The sequence below is a fragment of the Micromonospora sp. CA-249363 genome (assembly GCF_050950185.1).
Lineage (GTDB): Bacteria > Actinomycetota > Actinomycetes > Mycobacteriales > Micromonosporaceae > Micromonospora.
Map to the genome: position 1 here is coordinate 4,837,376 of NZ_CP192020.1, position 19,543 is coordinate 4,856,918.

The 19,543-nt window shown below is 73.8% G+C and carries 20 protein-coding genes; 10 read left to right on the plus strand and 10 right to left on the minus strand.

Going from position 1 to position 19,543, the window contains the following annotated elements; genetic code table 11:
- Positions 1–4: 4 nt before the first annotated feature.
- A complete protein-coding gene (locus tag ACQPZK_RS21365; protein WP_433534707.1) occupies positions 5–478 on the minus strand; it encodes an NfeD family protein in 474 nt (157 codons plus the stop codon).
- A gap of 98 nt (positions 479–576) precedes the next feature.
- On the opposite strand from ACQPZK_RS21365, the gene ACQPZK_RS21370 reads away from it, so the two are divergent.
- Entirely contained in the window at positions 577–1,878 is a 1,302-nt protein-coding gene (locus ACQPZK_RS21370) for a serine hydrolase domain-containing protein (protein ID WP_433534708.1), read from the plus strand.
- A gap of 51 nt (positions 1,879–1,929) precedes the next feature.
- Here the strand turns inward: ACQPZK_RS21370 and ACQPZK_RS21375 are convergent, their stop codons facing one another.
- Positions 1,930–2,742 (minus strand): DUF3097 domain-containing protein, encoded by an 813-nt coding sequence (locus tag ACQPZK_RS21375; RefSeq protein WP_433534709.1) that lies wholly within the window; start codon positions 2,740–2,742, stop codon positions 1,930–1,932.
- Positions 2,743–3,147: 405 nt separating this feature from the next.
- On the opposite strand from ACQPZK_RS21375, the gene ACQPZK_RS21380 reads away from it, so the two are divergent.
- Positions 3,148–3,942: a hypothetical protein gene (locus tag ACQPZK_RS21380; protein WP_433534710.1), complete on the plus strand. Its 795-nt coding sequence runs from the start codon at positions 3,148–3,150 to the stop codon at positions 3,940–3,942.
- Between the two features lie 168 nt (positions 3,943–4,110).
- On the opposite strand, the gene ACQPZK_RS21385 is transcribed toward ACQPZK_RS21380, so the two are convergent.
- The 4 genes from ACQPZK_RS21385 to fabG all read right to left on the minus strand — a co-directional run bounded on the left by ACQPZK_RS21385 (position 4,111) and on the right by fabG (position 7,536).
- The gene (locus tag ACQPZK_RS21385) at positions 4,111–4,890 is read right to left on the minus strand and encodes an HAD-IIA family hydrolase (protein ID WP_433534711.1); all 780 of its coding nucleotides are present in this window, start codon (positions 4,888–4,890) and stop codon (positions 4,111–4,113) included.
- Positions 4,883–5,935, minus strand: a complete 1,053-nt coding sequence (locus tag ACQPZK_RS21390; RefSeq protein WP_433534712.1) for a ferrochelatase — start codon at positions 5,933–5,935, stop codon at positions 4,883–4,885. The genes ACQPZK_RS21385 and ACQPZK_RS21390 overlap by 8 nt, the downstream gene beginning before the upstream one ends.
- Before the next feature lie 100 nt (positions 5,936–6,035).
- A complete protein-coding gene (gene fabI, locus ACQPZK_RS21395; protein ID WP_421472122.1) occupies positions 6,036–6,803 on the minus strand; it encodes an enoyl-ACP reductase FabI in 768 nt (255 codons plus the stop codon).
- Between the two features lie 28 nt (positions 6,804–6,831).
- Positions 6,832–7,536: a 3-oxoacyl-ACP reductase FabG gene (gene fabG, locus ACQPZK_RS21400; RefSeq protein WP_433534713.1), complete on the minus strand. Its 705-nt coding sequence runs from the start codon at positions 7,534–7,536 to the stop codon at positions 6,832–6,834.
- A 154-nt stretch (positions 7,537–7,690) separates the two neighbouring features.
- On the opposite strand from fabG, the gene ACQPZK_RS21405 reads away from it, so the two are divergent.
- From ACQPZK_RS21405 to ACQPZK_RS21425, 5 genes are all read left to right on the plus strand, one after another.
- Positions 7,691–8,914, plus strand: a complete 1,224-nt coding sequence (locus ACQPZK_RS21405) for a sensor histidine kinase (RefSeq protein ID WP_433534714.1) — start codon at positions 7,691–7,693, stop codon at positions 8,912–8,914.
- A complete protein-coding gene (locus ACQPZK_RS21410) occupies positions 8,911–9,573 on the plus strand; it encodes a response regulator (RefSeq protein WP_433534715.1) in 663 nt (220 codons plus the stop codon). The genes ACQPZK_RS21405 and ACQPZK_RS21410 overlap by 4 nt, the downstream gene beginning before the upstream one ends.
- Before the next feature lie 101 nt (positions 9,574–9,674).
- Positions 9,675–10,571 (plus strand): alpha/beta hydrolase, encoded by an 897-nt coding sequence (locus ACQPZK_RS21415; RefSeq protein ID WP_433534716.1) that lies wholly within the window; start codon positions 9,675–9,677, stop codon positions 10,569–10,571.
- Positions 10,568–11,755: an acyltransferase family protein gene (locus tag ACQPZK_RS21420; RefSeq protein ID WP_433534717.1), complete on the plus strand. Its 1,188-nt coding sequence runs from the start codon at positions 10,568–10,570 to the stop codon at positions 11,753–11,755. The genes ACQPZK_RS21415 and ACQPZK_RS21420 overlap by 4 nt, the downstream gene beginning before the upstream one ends.
- Positions 11,756–11,945: 190 nt before the next feature.
- Positions 11,946–12,101 carry a hypothetical protein gene (locus ACQPZK_RS21425; protein ID WP_354861697.1) on the plus strand — a complete coding sequence of 52 codons (156 nt, stop codon included), beginning with the start codon at positions 11,946–11,948 and terminating at the stop codon, positions 12,099–12,101.
- Between the two features lie 38 nt (positions 12,102–12,139).
- On the opposite strand, the gene ACQPZK_RS21430 is transcribed toward ACQPZK_RS21425, so the two are convergent.
- Genes ACQPZK_RS21430 through ACQPZK_RS21440 form a run of 3 tightly spaced genes read right to left on the minus strand, consistent with a single transcriptional unit; the run spans position 12,140 to position 15,173 of the window.
- Positions 12,140–13,090: a VWA domain-containing protein gene (locus tag ACQPZK_RS21430; protein ID WP_433534718.1), complete on the minus strand. Its 951-nt coding sequence runs from the start codon at positions 13,088–13,090 to the stop codon at positions 12,140–12,142.
- Positions 13,087–14,088, minus strand: a complete 1,002-nt coding sequence (locus ACQPZK_RS21435; RefSeq protein ID WP_433539265.1) for a DUF58 domain-containing protein — start codon at positions 14,086–14,088, stop codon at positions 13,087–13,089. Before ACQPZK_RS21435 ends, ACQPZK_RS21430 begins: the two co-directional genes overlap by 4 nt.
- Entirely contained in the window at positions 14,067–15,173 is a 1,107-nt protein-coding gene (locus tag ACQPZK_RS21440; RefSeq protein WP_433534719.1) for an AAA family ATPase, read from the minus strand. The genes ACQPZK_RS21435 and ACQPZK_RS21440 overlap by 22 nt, the downstream gene beginning before the upstream one ends.
- 241 nt (positions 15,174–15,414) lie before the next feature.
- Here ACQPZK_RS21440 and ACQPZK_RS21445 point away from each other — a divergent pair, with 241 nt between their 5' ends.
- From ACQPZK_RS21445 to ACQPZK_RS21455, 3 genes are all read left to right on the plus strand, one after another.
- Positions 15,415–15,645, plus strand: coding sequence for a hypothetical protein (locus ACQPZK_RS21445; RefSeq protein ID WP_422735853.1), 231 nt, complete (start codon positions 15,415–15,417; stop codon positions 15,643–15,645).
- Positions 15,646–16,035: 390 nt separating this feature from the next.
- Positions 16,036–16,611 carry a PH domain-containing protein gene (locus ACQPZK_RS21450; RefSeq protein WP_433539266.1) on the plus strand — a complete coding sequence of 192 codons (576 nt, stop codon included), beginning with the start codon at positions 16,036–16,038 and terminating at the stop codon, positions 16,609–16,611.
- 568 nt (positions 16,612–17,179) lie between these two features.
- On the plus strand, positions 17,180–18,358 hold the full coding sequence (locus ACQPZK_RS21455; RefSeq protein ID WP_433539267.1) for a PH domain-containing protein: 1,179 nt from the start codon (positions 17,180–17,182) through the stop codon (positions 18,356–18,358).
- 129 nt (positions 18,359–18,487) lie between these two features.
- Here ACQPZK_RS21455 and ACQPZK_RS21460 read toward each other — a convergent pair whose 3' ends face one another.
- Complete coding sequence (locus ACQPZK_RS21460; protein ID WP_433534720.1) at positions 18,488–19,522, minus strand: phosphatase PAP2 family protein; 1,035 nt, start codon at positions 19,520–19,522, stop codon at positions 18,488–18,490.
- Between the last annotated feature and the right edge of the window lie 21 nt (positions 19,523–19,543).

Consider the following 19,543-nt stretch of genomic DNA (forward strand, 5'->3'; position numbering starts at 1 on the left):
CCGTTCACCCTCTCGCTTCCGGCAGCTCGCCGGCGGAAGAAACGTCGTCCTGCCACACCAGGGCGGTCGCGCCCCGGACCTTTATCACCCGAACCCGCTGGCCGGGCTCGAAAGTCTGCGTCGTGTCGTACGACCGGGCCGTCCACAACTCACCGTCGATCTTGACGAGGCCGTGGTCGGCGTCCACCCGCTCCAGCACCAGCGCCGTGGAGCCCTCGATGGCCTCCACGCCGAACGGCTGTTCGCCGCTCTCCAACGCGGACCGGCCGTGCCGCTTGATCACCGGCCGGACCACGACCAGGCTCAGCGCGGACACCACCGCGAAGACCAGCGCCTGCACGGCGACCGGCGCACCCAGGGCCGCAGCACCCGCGGCGGCGAACGCGCCGACCCCGAACATGATCAGGAAGAGGGTCGTCGTGAAGATCTCGGCGACCGCCAGCACCACACCCAGAACGATCCACACCACCGCGTCCACACCACGATCGTGACACGCAAATGCTCGCGCGGCTTCCCCGCGAAGATCAGTAGGCTCGGCGGGGCCCATCCGGCGGCGGCCCGACCCGAGGAGATCCGTTGACCCTGCTACCCGAGACCGCCCGACAGATCGACGCGCGGGTCGCCCAGGCGCAGGCCGACGGCCACGTCCCGTCGCTGGTGCTGGGCGTGGTCCGCGACGGCACGCTGGCGCACCTGGCCGCCGCCGGCGAACACCCGCGGCCGGACGTCGACCTGCAGTACCGGGTGGGCTCGATCAGCAAGACGATGACCGCCACCCTGATCATGCAGTTGCGCGACGCCGGCCGACTGGCTCTCGACGACCGGCTGGAGCAGCACCTGCCGGGCACCGCCCTCGGCGCGCTCACCCTGCGCCAACTCCTCGGGCACGCCAGCGGGGTCCAACGCGAACCCGAGGGCGACTGGTGGGAGCGGGCCGAAGGCGTCGACCTACCGACCCTGCTCGCCGGGGTCACCGCCGACAAGATCGCTTACCCGCCGCACGCCACGTACCACTACTCCAACCTGGCGTACGGGCTGCTCGGCGGGCTGCTCGAACGGCTCACCGGCACGCCCTGGGCAGACCTGCTCGACCAACGGATCCTCACCCCGCTGAGCCTGCGCCGCACCACCTACGCGGCCACCGAGCCGTACGCCCGCGGCTACGTCGTCCACCCCTGGCACCACACGTTGCGCGAGGAGCCACGGACCGACACCGGCGCGATGGCCCCGGCCGGGCAGCTCTGGTCGACGATCGAGGACCTGGGCCGCTGGGCCGCGTTCCTCGCCGACCCCGACCCCTCGGTGCTGGCCGCCGAGACGCTGACCGAGATGTGCGCGCCCGTGGTGATCAGCGACCTCGACGCCTGGACCGGCGGGCACGGCCTGGGGCTGGAGCTCTACCGCGACGGCGAGCGCGTGTACGTCGGGCACGGTGGCTCGATGCCCGGGTACGTGGCCGCCCTCGCGGTGCACCGGCCCAGTCGTACCGCCGTGGTCGGCTTCGCCAACTCGTACGGCTTCCCGATCACCACGCTCGGCCGTCGGCTCCTGACCGCCGTGCTGGACGCCGAGCCGCCGTCGCCGCAGCCGTGGCGGCCGGCCACGGCCCCGCCCGCTGCCGAGGTGGCCGGGCTGACCGGTCGCTGGTGGTGGATGGGCACCTCGCTGGACCTGAGCTGGGACGCGGGTGACCTGGTGGCCCACGTACGCGGTGAGCGGGTGAGCCGCTTCACCGCCGAGGGGACGGACCGCTGGCGGGGACGCTCCGGCCCGGAGAACGGCGAGATCCTGTCGGTCCTGCGCGACGACGACGGACGGGCGACGGCGATCGACATCGCCACGTTCGTCTTCACGCGCAGCCCGGACGAGGCCCCCTGACCCACCGCCCGGCTTCGGGCGCCCGGTGGACCGTAACGGTGGACCAGGCGCTCAGGCCGGCTCGGTGACGAAGTCGATCAGACGCTCCATGGCGTTGATCAGCGGGGTCTCGACGTCGGCGAAGCTGTTCACCCGGGACAGGATGTGCCGCCACATGTCGGCCGGCTCCGCCACCCCGAGGGCCGCGCAGACGCCCTCCTTCCACGGCCGCCCCGGGGGGACCACCGGCCAGGCAGCGATGCCCAGCGCCGCCGGCTTGACCGCCTGCCACACGTCGACGTACGGATGCCCGGTCACCAGCACGTACGGCGAGGTCACCCGGGCCACGATCCGGCTCTCCTTGCTGCCCGGCACCAGGTGGTCGACGAGTACGCCCAGTCGTCGGGTCGGACCGGGGGCGAAATCACGGACCGCCGCGTCCAGGTCGTCGATGCCGTCCAGCGGCTCCACGACGACACCCTCGATCCGCAGGTCGTCACCCCAGATGCGCTCGACCAGGGCGGCGTCGTGGATGCCCTCGACCCAGATCCGGCTGGCCTTGGCGACCTGGGCGCGTACGTTGTCCACCGCCACCGAACCGGACGCGGTCCGCCGACGGGCCGCCGGCACCGGCGCGCGCGTCGGCCGACGCAGCGTCACCGGGCGGCCGTCGAGCAGGAACGCCGCCGGCAGCAGCGGGAAGTTCCGCCGCTTCCCGTGCCGGTCCTCCAACACCACCGCGCCGGCCTCGAAACCCACCACCGCTCCGCAGAAGCCGGAGTCGGCGTCCTCCACCACGAGATCCGGTTCGGCGTCCACCTCCGGAGTGACCTTCCGTCGCCGCCAGTCCCCGGCCAGCACGTCCTCGCCGTATCGCCCTGCCATGTCGATCACGCTAACCCCCACCACACCGCCCGGCTCCCCCCGACACACCGTCACCAGAACCCCGTCCCCGCCCCGCCGCGTCGCGCCGCGTCGCGCCGCGCCGCGCTCCACCCCGCCGCGCCCGGCCCCGCCTCGCCCCGCCGCGTCGCCTCGCCCCGCCGCCTCGCCTCGCCTCGCCTCGCCTCGCCGATCATGGAGTTGTGGTGGTGCACGAAGCGCCATCAACCGCGAGCAATCAGGCACCGCAACTCCATGATCGACGGGATTGGGGGTGAGGGTGGTGGCCGGGTGGGGGCAGGCGGGGCAGGGCGGTACTGGGTGGGGCGAAGGGGGCAGTTCGGGGCAGGCAGGGCGGCCGGAGCGGCAGCCGAGACAGGGCCACCGATCACCACGTACCCTTTCGGCATGTCCACCCCCGCAACGGGCGCGGCCACGCTTGCGCCGCGCCGGTCGAGCCGGTTCGTTGCCTGGGTGCGCGCGTGGCGCGCCGGGTTAGTGCCGTACGACGAGGTCGCCGACGCCATCGCCGGTGACGAGGAGCACCTCGTCGCGGACGCCCCGGGCACCTGGACCGACGTGCCGTTGGGTGCCGCGCTGCCCACCCTGGCCAAGTTGTCGCCCGACGAGATCCGGCTGGTGCTGCCCGCGCCGGGTGACCCGCGGGGCCTGCCCGGTCCCGGGGACTTCGCCGGAGAGGCACTGGTGGCGGGCGAGGCGGTGGTCGCCGGTGGGCTGGGCCTAATCCCGCAGGTACGGAGTCACACCTCCGGCTCGGGGGACTGTTTCGAGACGGTGCTGTGGCGGGTGTACCCGCTGCCGGCCGACGCGCCGGCCGCCTCATTGTCGCTCCCCGGGGCCGCCGAGGCGGAGGCCGAGTTGGCCACCGCGCTGGCCGAGACGACCGCCGTGCTGACCCGGCTCGACGTGGCCCAGTGGCGGCCCGAGCTGGCCGGTGCGCTGGCCGCGCTGCGCCGCCCGGACGGCACCACCGACCTGCCGCCGGGGTTCGACCCGCGGGCCCGCCGGCTGTTCGCCCGGGCCGCGGTGCTCGACCGGGTGCTGGCGTTGGCCGGGCACGCCGCCCCGGGCGGCGCCATCAACAACTACGAGGCGCAGCAACGGGACGCCGCGCTGCGCCCCCTCACCGCAGCCTGCCGCCAGGCCCTGGTAGCCGCCTGCAACGCCCCCCTACGCCCATAACCCCACCGCGCCCCGACACGGCGCCCCCAACACCGCGCCGATCTTGCACTTTCTGCTGCGACCTAAAGGACGTAACGCCCCATAACGGCGACAGAAAGTGCAAGATCGACGAGGGCAGGAGCGAGGGCGCAGCGCGAGAGCGCAGCGCGAGAGCGCAGCGCGGGCGGGTTAGATCTCGTCGATCAGGTCGGCGACGGAGTTGACGATGCGGGACGGGCGGTACGGGTAGCGCTCGGCCTCGGTACGGCTGCTGATGCCGGTGAGCACCAGGATGGTCTCCAGCCCGGCCTCCAGGCCGCAGAGGACGTCGGTGTCCATCCGGTCGCCGATCATCGCGGTGGTCTCCGAGTGCGCGTTGATCGTGTTCAGCGCCGATCGCATCATCATCGGGTTGGGCTTGCCGACGAAGTACGGCTCGACCCCGGTCGCCTTGGAGATCATGGCGGCGACCGAGCCGGCGGCCGGCAACGCGCCCTCCACGGACGGACCGGTCACGTCGGGGTTGGTGCAGATGAACCGGGCCCCGTCGTTGATCAGCCGGATCGCCTTGGTGATGGCCTCGAAGCTGTAGGTGCGGGTCTCGCCGAGCACCACGTAGTCCGGGGCGAAGTCGGTGAGCACGTACCCGACGGCGTGCAGCGCCGTGGTCAGACCGGCCTCGCCGATGACGTACGCGGTGCCACCGGGCCGCTGGTCGGCGAGGAACTGGCCGGTGGCCAGCGCCGAGGACCAGATCGACTCCTCCGGCACGTCCAGTCCCATCCGGCTCAATCGGGCCGTCAGGTCGCGCGGCGTGTAGATCGAGTTGTTGGTCAGCACCAGGAACGGTTTCCCGGAGGCGCGCAGCCGGTTGACGAACTCCGGTGCTCCGGGCACCGGCTGGCCCTCGTGCACCAGCACGCCGTCCATGTCGGTGAGCCAGCTCTGCACGGGCTTGCGGTCATGCATCGGTGCCCCCAGCAGGCGTCGGTCGGCGGGTCGGTACACAGCAGACGGTGGGACAGGTGTCCCACATGGCCAGGTCGCCGAGGCGGCGGCGCAGCTGCGCGCCGTCCGGGTCGGTCCGTTCGGTGACCAGTTCCCGGACCATGGTCACGAAGCGCGGGTCGGTGCCCGGGGTGCCGGCCCGGACGAAGTCGATGCCGAGCTGCTTGGCCGTCTCCAGGGCCTCGGTGTCGAGGTCCCACACGACTTCCAGGTGGTCGGAGACGAACCCGATCGGGCTGACCACCACGCTCGTCGTGCCGGCCTCGGCGAGCGCGCCGAGGTGGTCGTTGATGTCGGGTTCCAGCCAGGGCACGTGCGGAGGGCCGGACCGGCTCTGCCACACCAGGTCGTACGCCAGGTCGGGGGCGGCGGCCTCGGCCACCAGCCGGGCGGTCTCGCGCAGCTGCGCCTCGTAGCGGCCGCCGTGCGGACCGGCGTTGGCCGCCATCGAGCTGGGGATGGAGTGGGCGGTGAACACCAGTCGGGTGGTGTCCCGCTTCGCGGGGTCGAGTTGGGCGAGGGCGGCCCGGACCGCGTCGACGTGGGGCTCGACGAACCCGGGGTGGTCCCAGAACTGCCGCAGCTTCTCGATCACCGGCGCGTCGGGGCCGACGGCGGCGCGGGCGGCGGCGATGTCCTCCTGGTACTGCCGGCAGGACGAGTAGCCGCCGTACGCGCTGGTGACGAACGCCAGCGCCCGGGTCACGCCGTCGTCGCGCATCTGGCCCACGGTGTCGGCGAGCATCGGGTCCCAGTTGCGGTTGCCCCAGTAGACGGGCAGGTCGACACCGTTCGCGGCGAAGTCGGCACGGACGGCGGCCAGCAGGTCGCGGCACTGCTGGTTGATCGGGGACACCCCGCCGAAGTGCTGGTAGTGCTCGGCGACCTCGGCCAGTCGCTCGGGGGGCACCCCCCGGCCACGGGTCACGTTCTGCAGGAACGGCATCACGTCCTCGGGCCGTTCGGGCCCGCCGAAGGACACCAGCACCACCGCGTCGTACGCCATGGGCTCATTCTTGCCCCTCGCCCACGACGGCCCGGCGACGCCCCCTGGTGCCAACGCGTGGATCACGCGGGCGGCCCCGGGGAGCGTCGCCGAGGGAACGTCAGGCGCCGATGGCGTGGTAGCCACCGTCGACGTGCACGATCTCGCCGGTGGTGGCCGGGAACCAGTCGGACAGCAGCGCCAGGCAGGCGCGCGCGGCGGGCTCCTGGTCGGTGAGGTTCCAGCCCAGCGGGGCGCGCTCGCTCCAGGCGGTCTCGAACTGGTCGAAGCCGGGGATCGACTTGGCGGCGATGGTGCGCAGCGGCCCGGCGGCGACCAGGTTGCTGCGGATGCCCTGCTTGCCCAGGTGCAGGGCGAGGTAGCGGGAGGCGGACTCCAGGCCGGCCTTGGCGACGCCCATCCAGTCGTAGACCGGCCACGCCTTGGTGGCGTCGAAGGTCAGACCGACCACCGCGCCGCCGGCCGACATCAGCGGCAGCGCCGCCATGGCGAGGGACTTGTACGAGTAGGTCGACACGTGCAGGGCGGTCGCCACGTCCTCCCACGGCGCGTCGAGGAAGCCACCGCCGAGGCAGCTCTGCGGGGCGAAGCCGATCGAGTGCACCACGCCGTCGAGCCCGTCGACGTGCTCACGGACCCGGTCGGCGAGGCTGGCCAGGTGCTCGGCGTTGGTCACGTCGACCTCGATCACCGGCGCTGGCTCGGGCAGCCGCTTGGCGATCCGCTCGACCAGGGAGAGCCGGCCGAAGCCGGTGAGCACGACCTGAGCGCCGTTCTCCTGGGCGAGTTTCGCCACCGAGAAGGCGATCGAGGCGTCGGTGATGACACCGGTGACGAGCAGCCGCTTACCGGCGAGCAGTCCGGACATGCAGGGTTTCCTCCGTAGTCAGAGAAGGTCAGTGGCCCATGCCGAGGCCGCCGTCGACCGGGATCACGGCCCCGGAGACGTACGCGGCGCCGTCCGAGGCCAGCCAGGTGACCACGGAGGCCACCTCGTCCGGGCTGGCCATCCGGCCGGCCGGGATGGACTTGCGGATCTCCGCCTTGCGGTCGTCGGACAGGCCGGCGGTCATGTCGGTGTCGATGAAGCCGGGCGCCACCACGTTCGCGGTGATGTTGCGGCTGCCCAGCTCGCGGGTGATCGAGCGGGCGACGCCGACCAGACCGGCCTTGCTGGCGGCGTAGTTGACCTGTCCGGCGCCGCCGGAGAGGCCCACCACGGACGAGATGAAGATGAAGCGGCCCCACTTGGCCCGCAGCATCTTTCCGGAGGCGCGCTTGGCGACCCGGAACGCGCCGGTGAGGTTGGTGTCGACGACACCGGTGAACTGCTCCTCGGACATCCGCAGCAGCAGCGTGTCGTCGGTCATACCGGCGTTGGCGACCACCACCTCGACCGGGCCCAGCTCGGCCTCGACGGCGGTGAACGCGGCGTCGATCGAGGCCGCGTCGGTGACGTCGGCGCGTACGCCGAACAGCCCCTCGGGGGGCTCGCCACTGCGGTGGGTGACCGCCACCCGGTCACCCTGCTTGGCGAAGGCCTGCGCGATGGCCAGGCCGATTCCCCGGTTGCCGCCGGTCACCAGCACGGTACGGGCCACGGTTCCTCCTTGCGACTGCTCAGCATGGACGCGTCGGAGCCTAGGCGTTACCCGCAAGTAAGCGCTAACCCCCGCCACGTCACACCCTGGTACGACGTGCGGATCAACCCGTGGGGGCACGCCCCCTGCCGCGCTGCCCCGTAGCCTCCGGGTGGTGAACCGGCAACCTGTCGTCGTGGCTCTGGGCGCGCTGGGGCAGGCCCTCTGGGGGCGGGACGCCCCACCCGGTCGACCGTTGCAGGCCCGCTGGCCCCGACTGGCCCGAGCCGTCACCCCGCTCGGACTGCTCGCCGCGCTCGGCCTCTTCTGGATCACGCTGAGCGTGGAGCTGGACCTGGGCCTGCCGACGCCGGTGGCGGTGCTGTTCGCGGCCATGACCGTGGCGCCGCTGCTGGCGCTGCCCCGGCGTCCGCTGCTGGCCTGGCGGTTGACCGTGCTGGCCCTGCTCGTGTGCACGTTCAACGCGCCGGCTGAGCAGCCCGGTCCGTGGACGGCGCCCCTGGCGCTCGGGTCGATCGTGGTGGTCGCGCTGACCGTCGCGCGGGTCGACCGACCGGTGCTGGCCTGGGTGGTGGTGATCACGGCGGTGCCGGTGCTCACCCTGGTGCGACCGCAGGACCGGGCCGCCGTCCTGGCGCTGCTCGGCGCGCTGGCGATCGTCGGCGACCTCATCCGGCGCAACCGGCAGTCCCGCCGGGCCCTCGCGGCGCAGACCGAGCTGAGCGAACGGGAGCAGGAGCGCCGCGCGGTGCTGGAGGAACGCACCCGGATCGCCCGTGAGCTGCACGACGTGGTGGCCCACCACATGTCGCTGATCGCCGTGCAGGCCGAGACCGCGCCGTACCGCCTCGACGACGTGCCCGCCCCGGCCGCCGCCGAGTTCGCCGCCATCGCCGGCTCGGCCCGCGACGCGCTGACCGACATGCGACGGCTGCTGGGGGTGCTGCGCAGCGAGGCCAGCGGGCCGCAGACCGCTCCGCAGCCCGACCTGGCCGACGTGGGCGCGATGGTGGACGCGGCCCGTCGCGCCGGGCTGGCCGTGACCCTGGACGCCGACCCGCCGGGGCCGGTGCCCGCGCCGGTCGGGCTGGCCGCGTACCGCATCGTCCAGGAAGGCCTGGCGAACGCGGCCCGGCACGCGCCCGGCGCCGCGGTGCGCGTCACCGTCCGCTCCGGTCCGGCCGGTGTGGGAGTACGCGTCGACAACTCCCCGCCCGACGCCCCACCGACCGTCGACGGCGGCCCGGGACACGGGTTGACCGGCATGCGGGAGCGCGCCACCTCGCTCGGCGGTACGTTCACCGCCGGGCCGTTACCGGACGGCGGGTACCGGGTGGCGGCCGAACTGCCGTACGAGGTGGGGAGCCCGGACACATGATCAAGGTGCTGATCGTCGACGACCAGGCGATGGTCCGGCAGGGCTTCGGCGCGCTGCTCGCCGCGCAGCCCGACCTGCTGGTGGTGGGTGACGCCGCCGACGGCGCGCAGGGCGTCGCCGCCGCCCGCCGGCTCGACCCGGACGTGGTGCTGATGGACGTGCGGATGCCGGTCCTGGACGGGCTGGCCGCCACCCGTCAACTGGTGGGTGACCGCTCGGCGCAGCGTCCCCGGGTGCTCATCCTCACGACGTTCGACCTGGACGACTACGTGTACGAGGCGCTGCGCGCCGGCGCGAGCGGCTTCCTGCTCAAGGACGCGCCCGCGGCCGACCTGGTGCAGGCGGTGCGGGTGGTGGCGGCCGGGGACGCGCTGCTCGCCCCGGCCGTGACCCGTCGACTGATCGCCGAGTTCGCGGCCCGCCCGGACCGCCGCCGGCCCCGCCCGACCGACCTGGCCGGGCTGACCCCGCGCGAGACCGAGGTGCTGCGGTTGATCGCCCGAGGCCGCAACAACGCGGAGATCGCCGCGGATCTGGTGGTGGCGGAGCAGACCGTCAAGACGCACGTCGGGCGCATCCTGGCCAAGCTCGGCCTGCGCGACCGGGCCCAGGCCGTGGTGCTGGCGTACGAGACGGGTCTGGTCGCCGCCGGCGAGTAGCCCCACAGGGGCAGCCGGAAGACGGCTCCCCGGTGCGACGCCCGCCGCCCGGGCGCACCCGCACTCTCCCTTTCGGACGTCATTCGGGAGGGAGAACGACGATGCGACGACGAGGTGCCACGCGTGTCGCGTTGAGCGCGCTGCTCGGCGTGAACCTGGTCCTGCCCGGCCCGCCGGAGCCGGTCGCGGAGGTGGGGTTCGTCGAGGCGTACCCCGGGACGGCGGCGGCGATGCGCGCGGCCGGCCCCCCGTACGCGGACTGGGCGGCGGGCGGACGCCGGTTCCTGGCCTTCGACCCGCGCGGCGACGGGCGGGCGGTGGAGGTGCTCGGCGACCTGGCCGCCGCGGACCGGATCGCGGTGCTCGTGCCGGGGGTGGGCAGCACGCTCGCCGACTTCGACCGGGGACTGGGCGGGGTGGCGCGGCGGGCGCCGTCGGTGCAGGCGGCGCAGCTGTACGGGCAGGTCCGGTCGACCGATCCGACGGCGCGGGTCGCCGTGCTGGCCTGGCTCGGCTACGACCCGCCCGACGGCGTGGTGGGCGCCGCCGGCGACGCCGACGCCCGACGTGGGGCGAGCGGACTGGCGCGGCTGCTGCGGGAGCTGGCCGCACGCCGTCCGGCCGCGACGATCACGCTGATCGGGCACAGCTACGGGGCTCTGGTGGCGGCGCTGGCGGCGGCGCACGCCCCGGCGCAGGTCACCGACGTGGTCAGCCTCGGTGGCGTCGGCGCCGGGGTGCGGCGCGCCGACGACCTGCGCGCCGGACTGCGGTTCTGGGCGGCCGAGGCGCCGTCCGACTGGATTCGCCGGGTGCCGCCGGTGCGGGTCGCCGGCCTCGGGCACGGTCGTCGCCCCGGCGACCCGGCGTTCGGGGCCCGCCCGCTGCCGGTGGACGGGGTGTCCGGGCACGACGACTACCTGGCCGGGGGCACCGCCACACTGGTCGCGGTCGCGGCGGTCGTGCGGGGCGCGGCTCCGGTCGAGGACGCCCGATGAGCCGCGACCGTGCGGTCGACGCGCTGCGGGCGTACGCGATCGGCGGGGTGGTGCTCGGGCACTGGCTGGTCACCGGGCTGGTGCTGACCGGCGACGGCGGGCTGCGTCAGGCCAGCCCGCTGACCACGCTGCCCGCCCTGGCACCGGTCACCTGGGTGTTGCAGACGCTCGGCCTGTTCTTCTTCGCCGCCGGCTTTGGCTCGGCCCGGTCGTTGGCGCGTCACCGGGGCACCTCCGGCGGCTGGCTGGCACGCCGTTCGCGTCGGTTGCTGCTGCCCACGGTGGCGCTGCTGGGCACCGGCGCCGCCGTGCTGCTGGCCGCCACCGTGGCGGGCGCGTCGGACGACACGCTCGCCGTCGGGCTTCACCTCGCGACCAGTCCGCTCTGGTTCCTGGCGCCGCTGCTGCTCCTGGTCGCGGTGAGCGGCCCGCTGCGCGCGGCCGTACGCCGATGGGGAGTGACGCGCTGCGCGCTGCCGGCGGTGGCCGTGGTGGCGGCGAGCGACCTCGTGGTCCGCCTGCTGCCCGACGGCGTCACCGTGCCACCGGCCAGCGTGGTGGCGGCCTGGTCGGTGCCGTACCTGCTCGGCGTCGCGTACGCCGACGGACGGCTGGCCGGCCGGCGGACGGCGGCGCTGCTGGCCGGTGGCGGGGCCGTGGCGCTGGCCGTGCTGGTGGCGGTGGGCTATCCGATCAGCGCGGTCGGCGTGCCCGGTGCCGGCGTGTCCAACCTGAACCCGCCGTCGCTGCTGGCCGTGGCGCTGGCGGTCACCCAGGTCGGGCTGGGTCTGCTGGCGCGGGACACCTGGGAGCGGCTGTTGGAACGGCCGCTCCCGGGACGGGCGGTGGCCGCGGTGAACCGCGACGCCGTGCGGATCTACCTGTGGCACCAGCCGGTGCTGGTCGCGGTGACGGCGCTCACCGCCCGTGGTGGCCTGGCCCTACCCGGACTGCACACGACGCCGGACGGCCCGGGGTGGGTGCTGGCCCGACTCTGCTGGTTGCCGCTGCTCGCCGTGGTGCTGGTCACGGTGGTGCGCGGCGGGCGCGGAAGCGGCTCGACGCCGCGTCCGGCCGGGCCGGTCCGGCCGCCCGGTGGAGCGCGCGCGGACCGGTCGGCCGAGTGCGTGCCGGGGCCGGCTCAGGTGTACGATCATCGACGTTCGGGCCGGGCCGACCTGTAGGAGGTGATCGCTGTGCGAGATAGCGATCCTCCTAGTCGTGGCCGGGCCGATGGTCAGCCCCGCTGAGCCACGACTCAGTCTGGCGAGCTGACCCCGCTCCGCTCCCGCACCACCTCGGCCGACGCCGGGGTGCGTGCCGCGCCGTCCGGTCACCGGACGGTCGCCGGGAGCCGCCCGGTCACGACTTCGTGTGCGCGTCCCCACCCCCTGCGGTCCGCCCCCCGCTCGCGGACCGTCCAGCCGCCACTCGGAGCCGTCCATGAGCCGCTACGTCGCCCCGCTGGGCTTCACCCTCGCCGCCGTCTGGGTGGCCGTCGTCTTCGTCCTGGCCGGCGGCGGTCACTGACCACCGCCGGCCGTCCTGCCTCCGGTCAGTTCGCCGCCTCAGATCATCCGTGAGGTCCAGAGCAGGCTGAGCGCGCCGGCGCAGAGCGCCAGCAGCAGCGCCAACCCGGCGTACCACTGGGTCACCTCGCGCGGCTCGGTCCGGAAACCGATCGAGCTGCCCATGTCCTGGTAGACCTGCTTCAGCTCGCTCACCGAGGCCGCCTCGTAGAAGTAGCCCTCGGTCGTCTCGGCCAACTCGGCAAGGGCCAGCCGGTCCACCGGCACCCGTTGGAGCTGCCCGCCGATGTCGACCTGACCCGTGTCGGTGCCGAACGCGATGGTGGAGACGGGCACGTTGGCCGCCTGCGCGGCGGCCGCCGCCTCCTCCACCGACCGACCGGAGGTGCGGAACCCGTCCGACAGCAGCACGATGCGCGCCGGTGGGATACCCGCCGCGCCGTCGGCCGGCACCGACCGGATCGCCTCCAGGCAGGTGAACACCGCCTCACCCGTGGCGGTCGCCTCGGCCAACACCAGCCCGTCGATGGCGGCGGTCACCGCGTCCCGGTCCTTGCCCGGCGGCACCAGCACGTTCGCCGCCTTGGCGAACGAGACGAGGCCCAGGTTGTAGCTCTTCGGCAACTCGCCCACGAACTGCTTGGCCGCCTCCTGCGCGGCCTCCAACCGGTTCGGCGCGACGTCGTCGGACTGCATCGACAGCGACACGTCGATGGCGAGCATCACGGTCGCCCGCTCCAACGGCTCCTTCGTGTCGATCGCGGGGCGGGCCAGGGCCGTGGCGAGCACCAGCAGACAGAGCAGGAAGGCGGTCGCCGGAACGTGCCGCCGCCAACCCAGGCCCCTGGGCGCGACGGTACGCAGCAGGTCCACGTTGGTGAACCGCATCGCGTACGCGCGGCGGTGCAGTTGCCGCCAGACGTAGAACGCGGCGAGCGCGAGCACCGGCAGCACGGCCAGCAACCACCACGGTTGCAGAAAACGGATCATCGTGTCGTCCCCCGGGTACGCGCGTGCCGCTGCGCGGCCACGAAACGCACCATGTCCAGCAGCCAGTCTCGGTCCGTACGCAGACGCAGGTGGGCCGCGCCGGCGCCGCGCAACGCGGCGGCGATCGTGGCCCGTTGGGCGGCTGCGGCCTCCGCGTAGCGCTGCCGCAGCCTGGGGTCGGCGGTCTGCACCTCGTGCAGCTCACCGCTCTCCGGGTCGACCACCGGCAGCACCCCCACGTCGGGCAACTCCAGCTCACGCGGGTCGACCACCTCGATCGCCAGCACGTCGTGCCGGACGCGCAGCTTGCGCATCGGCCGGGCCCACTGCTCGGCCGGCGCCAGGAAGTCCGAGACCACCACGGCCACCCCGCGCCGCCGGGGCGGGCGGTTGAGCATGTCGACGAGCGCGCCCAGGTCGCCCCGACCGGGCTGGATCGCCGTCCCGGCGACGGCGCGCAGCAGACCCTGCGCCTCCTTGCGGCCGGAGCGGGCCGGCAGGCGGGTCAACACGCCCGGACCGGCCGGAGGCGGGCCGCCCCGCCAGCGCCGCGCGGGAGTGGACGCGCCGCCCCCGGTGCCGATCACCGCGCCGATCCGGTTGCCGCCGCGCACGGTCAGGTGGGTGATGGCGGCGGCGGCGGCCACCACCACCTCCCGCTTCAGCCACTGCCCGGTGCCGAAGTCCAGGCTGGCCGACAGGTCCAGAGCCAGCCAGGTCTCCAACTCCCGGTCCGCGACCGTACGCCGCACGTGCGCGGTCGTGGTCCGCGCGGTCACCGGCCAGTCCATCCGGCGTACGTCGTCACCGGGCCGGTACTCCCGCGACTCCCCCGCCTCGCTGCCCGGCCCGGGGAGCAGACCGGCGTAGTCGCCCTGGAGCAGACCGTCGAGCTTGCGGGTGACCAGCAACTGGAGTCGGGAGAGCACGGCCTCGCTGCGGTCGCCCAGAGGGGCGGGACGAGGGGTGGGTGAGGTCACGGCCGCTGCCCGGGCCAGCCCGCGCCGGGTGGTGGGGCGCTCGACGGCGGCGTGGCCTGCTGCCGGGGCGCGACCGACGGAAGCGGAATCGTCGACATCACCCGCTGCACGATGTGGTCGGCCGGTACATCGTCGGCGAGCGCGTCGTAGCTGAGCACCAGCCGGTGGCGCAGGATGTCCGGGGCGATGTCCTGCACGTCCTGCGGCAGGGCGTAGTCGCGTCCCCGCAGCAACGCCAGCGCGCGGGTGGCCCGGACCAGGCCGAGCGAGGCGCGCGGGCTGGCCCCGTACTGGATCAGTTGGGCGACGTCCGGCATGCCGTGCTCGGCGGGCGTACGGGTGGCCAGCACCAGGCGAACCGCGTAGTCGACAAGCGCGTTGTGCACGAAGACCTGGTCGGCCTTGCGTTGCAGCGCGATCAGCTCGGGGGTGTCGAAGACCGCCGTCGGCTCCGGCGCGGCCACGCCCATCCGGTACACGATCTCCCGTTCCTCGGCGTCGGTCGGATAGCCCACGACGATCTTCATGAGGAACCGGTCCCGCTGGGCCTCCGGCAGCGGATAGACACCCTCCTGCTCGATCGGGTTCTGGGTGGCCATCACCAGGAACGGGTCGGGCACCCGGTGGCTCTCCCCGCCGATCGAGACCTGCCGTTCGCTCATCACCTCCAGCAGCGCCGACTGCACCTTGGCCGGAGCCCGGTTGATCTCGTCGGCGAGCAGGAAGTTGACGAAGACCGGGCCCAACTCGACGTCGAACTTCTCGCTCGACTGCCGGTAGATCCGGGTGCCCATGATGTCGGCCGGCACCAGATCCGGGGTGAACTGCACCCGGGCGAACGACCCCCCGACGACCTTGGCGAGAGTCTCCACGGCCAGGGTCTTGGCCACGCCGGGTACGCCTTCGAGCAGGCAGTGCCCGCGTGCGAGCAACGCGACGAACATCCGCTCGACCATCCGGTCCTGGCCGACGATCACCCGTTTGATCTCGAACAACGCCTTCTCCAACAGGGTGGCGTCCTGCGCGGGCGTGGTCACCGCGGCGGGCGCCTGGGGTGTCGCCCCGTTGGGCGTCGGGGCGTCGGGCGTGGTCGGCTGGGCCACCGGTCCTCCACAGCGTTGGTCGGTCGTCGCGGCTGGTGCGGTATCAAGACTCGCATGCCTTCCTGAGTGTCGAGGTGGGGAGAAGCCGATTTTCGCCGCGCCGTCCCGAGCATCGAATCGCCCGTCACGGGTGGACAGGGACCGGGCCGCCGCGTGTACGATTCATCCCGTCGCCGGGCGGCTCCCCCCGTGGCCGCCCGGCGCTCAAACTTCCTCCTCCGGTCGCCCTAGACTGGCCCGGATGAGCGTCCCCACCCCCGCCGACGAGGCCCTGGTCTGCTCGGCACGAGGCTGCCGCGCCCCCGCCGTCTGGGCGCTGGAGTGGAACAATCCCCGCCTGCACACCGCCGATCGGCGCAAGACCTGGTTGGCCTGCGCCGAGCACCGGGACACTCTCGGAGCGTTCCTGGACGCCCGTGGCTTTCTCCGTACCGTCACTCCGGTGTCCGGATCGCCTACCCTCGACGTGTGAGCGAGCGATGAGGCACAGCAGCGCGGCGGTACGGGGCACGTGGAAAGGATCTGGTCGGTGAGCCCGGAGGACCGCGCCGACCCGCCGGCCTCCCCCGGCCCCACCGACCCGACCTCCCCGGCGGCGGCACCGCCCGGCATCGCACCGCCGCCCGGCGCATTCCCGGCACCCGGCACGCTCGGCCCGGACCCGTCCCCGCCGGACGCGTCGTCGCCGGCTCCGCTGCCGCCGAACGCCATACCGCCGTCGGCCGGTCCCGCCACCGGCTCGCCCCCGCCCGACCTGCCGGCCCCTGGCCTCCTGCCACCGCCCGGCCCAGTCCCGGCTCCCGGCCCGGTGTCCGCCCCCGACCCCGCGTCGGCTCCCGGCCCCGTGCCGGCTCCCAGCGCCGTGCTGGCTTCCGGCCCTGCGTCGGCTCCTGGACCCGTGGCGGCTCGCGGCCCTACGGCGGCGGGGGACGCCTCGGCGACCTCGGCCCGCGGGCCGTTGGAACCGTGGCCGGACACCGTCCGGTGGCAGCCGATCTCCACCGACCTGATCTGGGTGGAGTTGATCCGACTCGCGATCGTGGTGGCCATCGGCCTGGCGGTGACGGCGGTCGGCTGGGCGCTGAGCGGTCACTGGCTGTTCGGGCTCGCCCTCGCCATCGTGCTGGTGCTCGGCGGGTGGCGGGCCACGGCCATCGTCCGGGCGGTACGCGCCTGGGGCTACGCCGAACGCGACGACGACCTGCTCGTGCGGCACGGGCTGCTGGTCCGGCGGTTGTCCATCGTCCCGTACTCCCGCATGCAGTTCGTCGACGTGAGCGCCGGCCCGCTGGAACGCGCCTTCGACCTGGCCACCGTGCAGTTGCACACGGCAGCGGCCGCCAGCGACGCGCGGGTGCCCGGCCTGCGTCCGGCGGAGGCCTCCCGACTGCGCGACCGACTCACCGCGCTCGGTGAGGACCGGGCGGAGGGGCTGTGACCACCCGCGCGGGCGACCGCCGCCACCACCGGGCGCCGGCCCGATGAGCGAGAGCCCCGTCGAGCCGGGCACCGTGCCGCCGCCTTCCGACAGCGGCACGTCCCCTGCCGACGCGCCGCACGCCGGCCCGCTCCCTGCCGGCCCTGCGCACGCCGGTGGGCCGCCACACACCGGTGGGCCGCCACATCCTGGCGGGTTTTCGGATGCTGGCGCGACGCCGTACCCCGCTGCGCCGCCGCACGCCGCTGGGTTTCCGCACCCGGCCGGACCGTCGCATTCGGCCGGACCGTCGCTTCCCGCCGGATCGCCGTATCCCTCCGCGCCGCCGTATCCCTCCGCGCCGCCGTATCCCTCCGCGCCGCCGTATCCCTCCGCGCCGCCGTATCCGGCCGGGCCGCCCGGGGCGGTTCCGCCCTGGCCGGCCCCGGGGAGCGGCGGTGGCGAGGAGCCCCGACAGCGGCTGCACCCGCTCAGCCCGCTGCTGCACGGCGCCAAGTCGTTGGTCGTGGTGATCGCCGGCCTGTCCTGGTCGACGCTGTCGCGGGTCGGATTCGGTTGGTTCGCCGCGATGGTGGTGGTGCTGGCGCTCGGCGCGACCGTGCTGTCGGTGATCAGTTGGTACAACACCGGCTACCACGTGGTGGGCCGCGAACTGCGGGTGCACGAGGGGCTGCTCTGGCGGCGTACCCGGGCCATCCCGTTGGAGCGGTTGCAGGCCGTGGAGGTGGTCCGGCCCCTGCTCGCCCAGCTCACCGGTCTGGCCGAGCTGCGTCTGGAGGTCGTCGGCGGAGGCAAGACCGAAGCGCCGTTGGCGTACCTCGGGGTGGCCGACGCGACCCGCCTGCGGGAGCGGCTGCTGGCGCTCGCCGGGCGTGCGGTGCCCTCGGCCGGCACCGCACCCGCGACGCAGGTCGAGACGCCGACGGCCGTGCGGGGCCGACCGCTGCACGCGGTACGCAACCAGAGCCTCCTGGTCAGCCAGTTGCTCACGCCACAGGCGTTCCTGCTCCCGTTCGGGGTGGCCTTCGTCGTGGTGCAGTTCGTCACCGCCGGGTCATGGTCGTTCATCGCGGTGGCGAGCACGCTGACCGCGATGGCCGGTGTGCTTCTCCAACCGATCCGCCGGGTCCTCGACGACTGGAATTTCCGGCTGGCCCGCGACAACGACACCCTGCGGGTGCACAACGGCCTGCTGGAGACCCGCGCGCAGACCGTGCCACTGGATCGGGTCCAGACCGTACGGGCCACCTGGCCGCTGCTGTGGCGGGTCAACGGCTGGCTGCGACTGCGGTTGGAGGTGGCCGGCTACTCAGTGGCGGAGGCCGACGACCGCAACCGGCCGGACCGGCTGCTGCCGGTGGGTGACCTGCCGACCGCCACGATGATCGTCGGTGAGGTGCTGCCCGGCGTACGCCTGGACGCGCTGACGCTGAGCCCACCACCGCCCCGGACGCGCTGGTTGCACCCACTTGGACGCGGCGCGCTCGGCGCGGGCCTGTTCGATCAGGTCTTCGCCACCCGGTCCGGGCTGCTCACCCGGCAGTTGGCGATCGTGCCGTACGCGCGGATCCAGAGCGTGCGCGTCGTACAGGGGCCGGTGCAGCGCCGGCTGCGGCTCGCGACCGTGTACGCGGACACGGCCGGCGGCTCGGGCGCGGCGGCCCAGGACCGCGACCTCTTCGAAGCCTGGTCCCTGGCGGCAGAACTAACCACCCGAGCAAGAACCGCCCGCCACCAAACCCCCTAACCCCACCCCACCCCCACACCGCGGTGATCATGAAGTTATTGCCCCGACACGCCGACACGGAGCGCAACAACTTCATGATCACCGACAGGAGCCGGGTGGGCGGCGGCCGGAGCCGAGCAGCCGGGTTAGTTAGTGGTTGGCATTTATGGGAGGGGTGGGGGTTTCGGTGGGTGCGGGTGGGGGTGCCGGGGTGGGAGGTGTGGTGGTGGCTCGGCGGGCGCGGTACCGCCTCCAGGCGCGCTCGGCGAGGCCGACGACCAGGTAGGTCAGCCCGACGTACGCCCAGCCCACCAGCACGTCGATCACGTAGTGCTCGCCGGAGTAGACCAGGGTGAAGGTCATCGCCAGGGGGTAGGCGAGCAGCAGCGGCCACCACCGGCGGCGGGTGGTGTGCAGGAAGAACAGCACCACGAAGAGCGCCCAGGCGGTGTGCAGCGACGGCATCGCGGCGACCGGGTTCGAGGCGATCTGCCCGGCGTTGAGCACGTTGCCGGCGCCGTGCATGCCGAACGCCTTCCAGCCTCGGGTGGAGATCCGGGCGACCTCGGTGAGCAGGCCGTTCTGCGCGGCCCACCAGGGCGGGGCGGCCGGGTAGATGAAGTAGGTGGCGAGGCCGGCGGCGCACAGGAAACCCCAGCGCCGCATGTAGGCGGCCCAGCGGTGTCGGTCGCGGAGCCAGAGCACGGCGGCGGCGGCCAACGCCACCACGAAGTGTGAGAAGTACACCCAGCTCGCCGCGATGTCCCACCAGTGCACCTGTGGGCGGTACAGGTGCTCCTGCAACCAGACGGTGGGCACCTCCCCGCCGGTGGCCCAGCCGAACATGAACCGGTCGGCGACGATCAGCTCCATGGCGTGCGGGGTGGCGCCGTTGTCGGCGAACCCGCGCGAGAGGTTGTACGCGGCCAGCAGCAGCACCACCGGTACCCAGTCCCGGGCGAAGCGCAGGTGGCTGCGCCACGGGCGGTCGCTGTTCCAGGCGATGGTCCCGAGCCAGATCCACACGAAGGCGTACGCCGGGTCGGTGGGCAGCCCGATGCCGAGCCACGCGGCGACGAAGGCGACCGCCCAGATCGTCATGGCGACGACGCGACGGCGGCCCCCGTCCGGGGACGCGGGTGGGTCGGTCCGGGCGGGGGGCTGGGGGTCAGTCACGACGGCCATCGCGGTCAAGGTTAACGACGG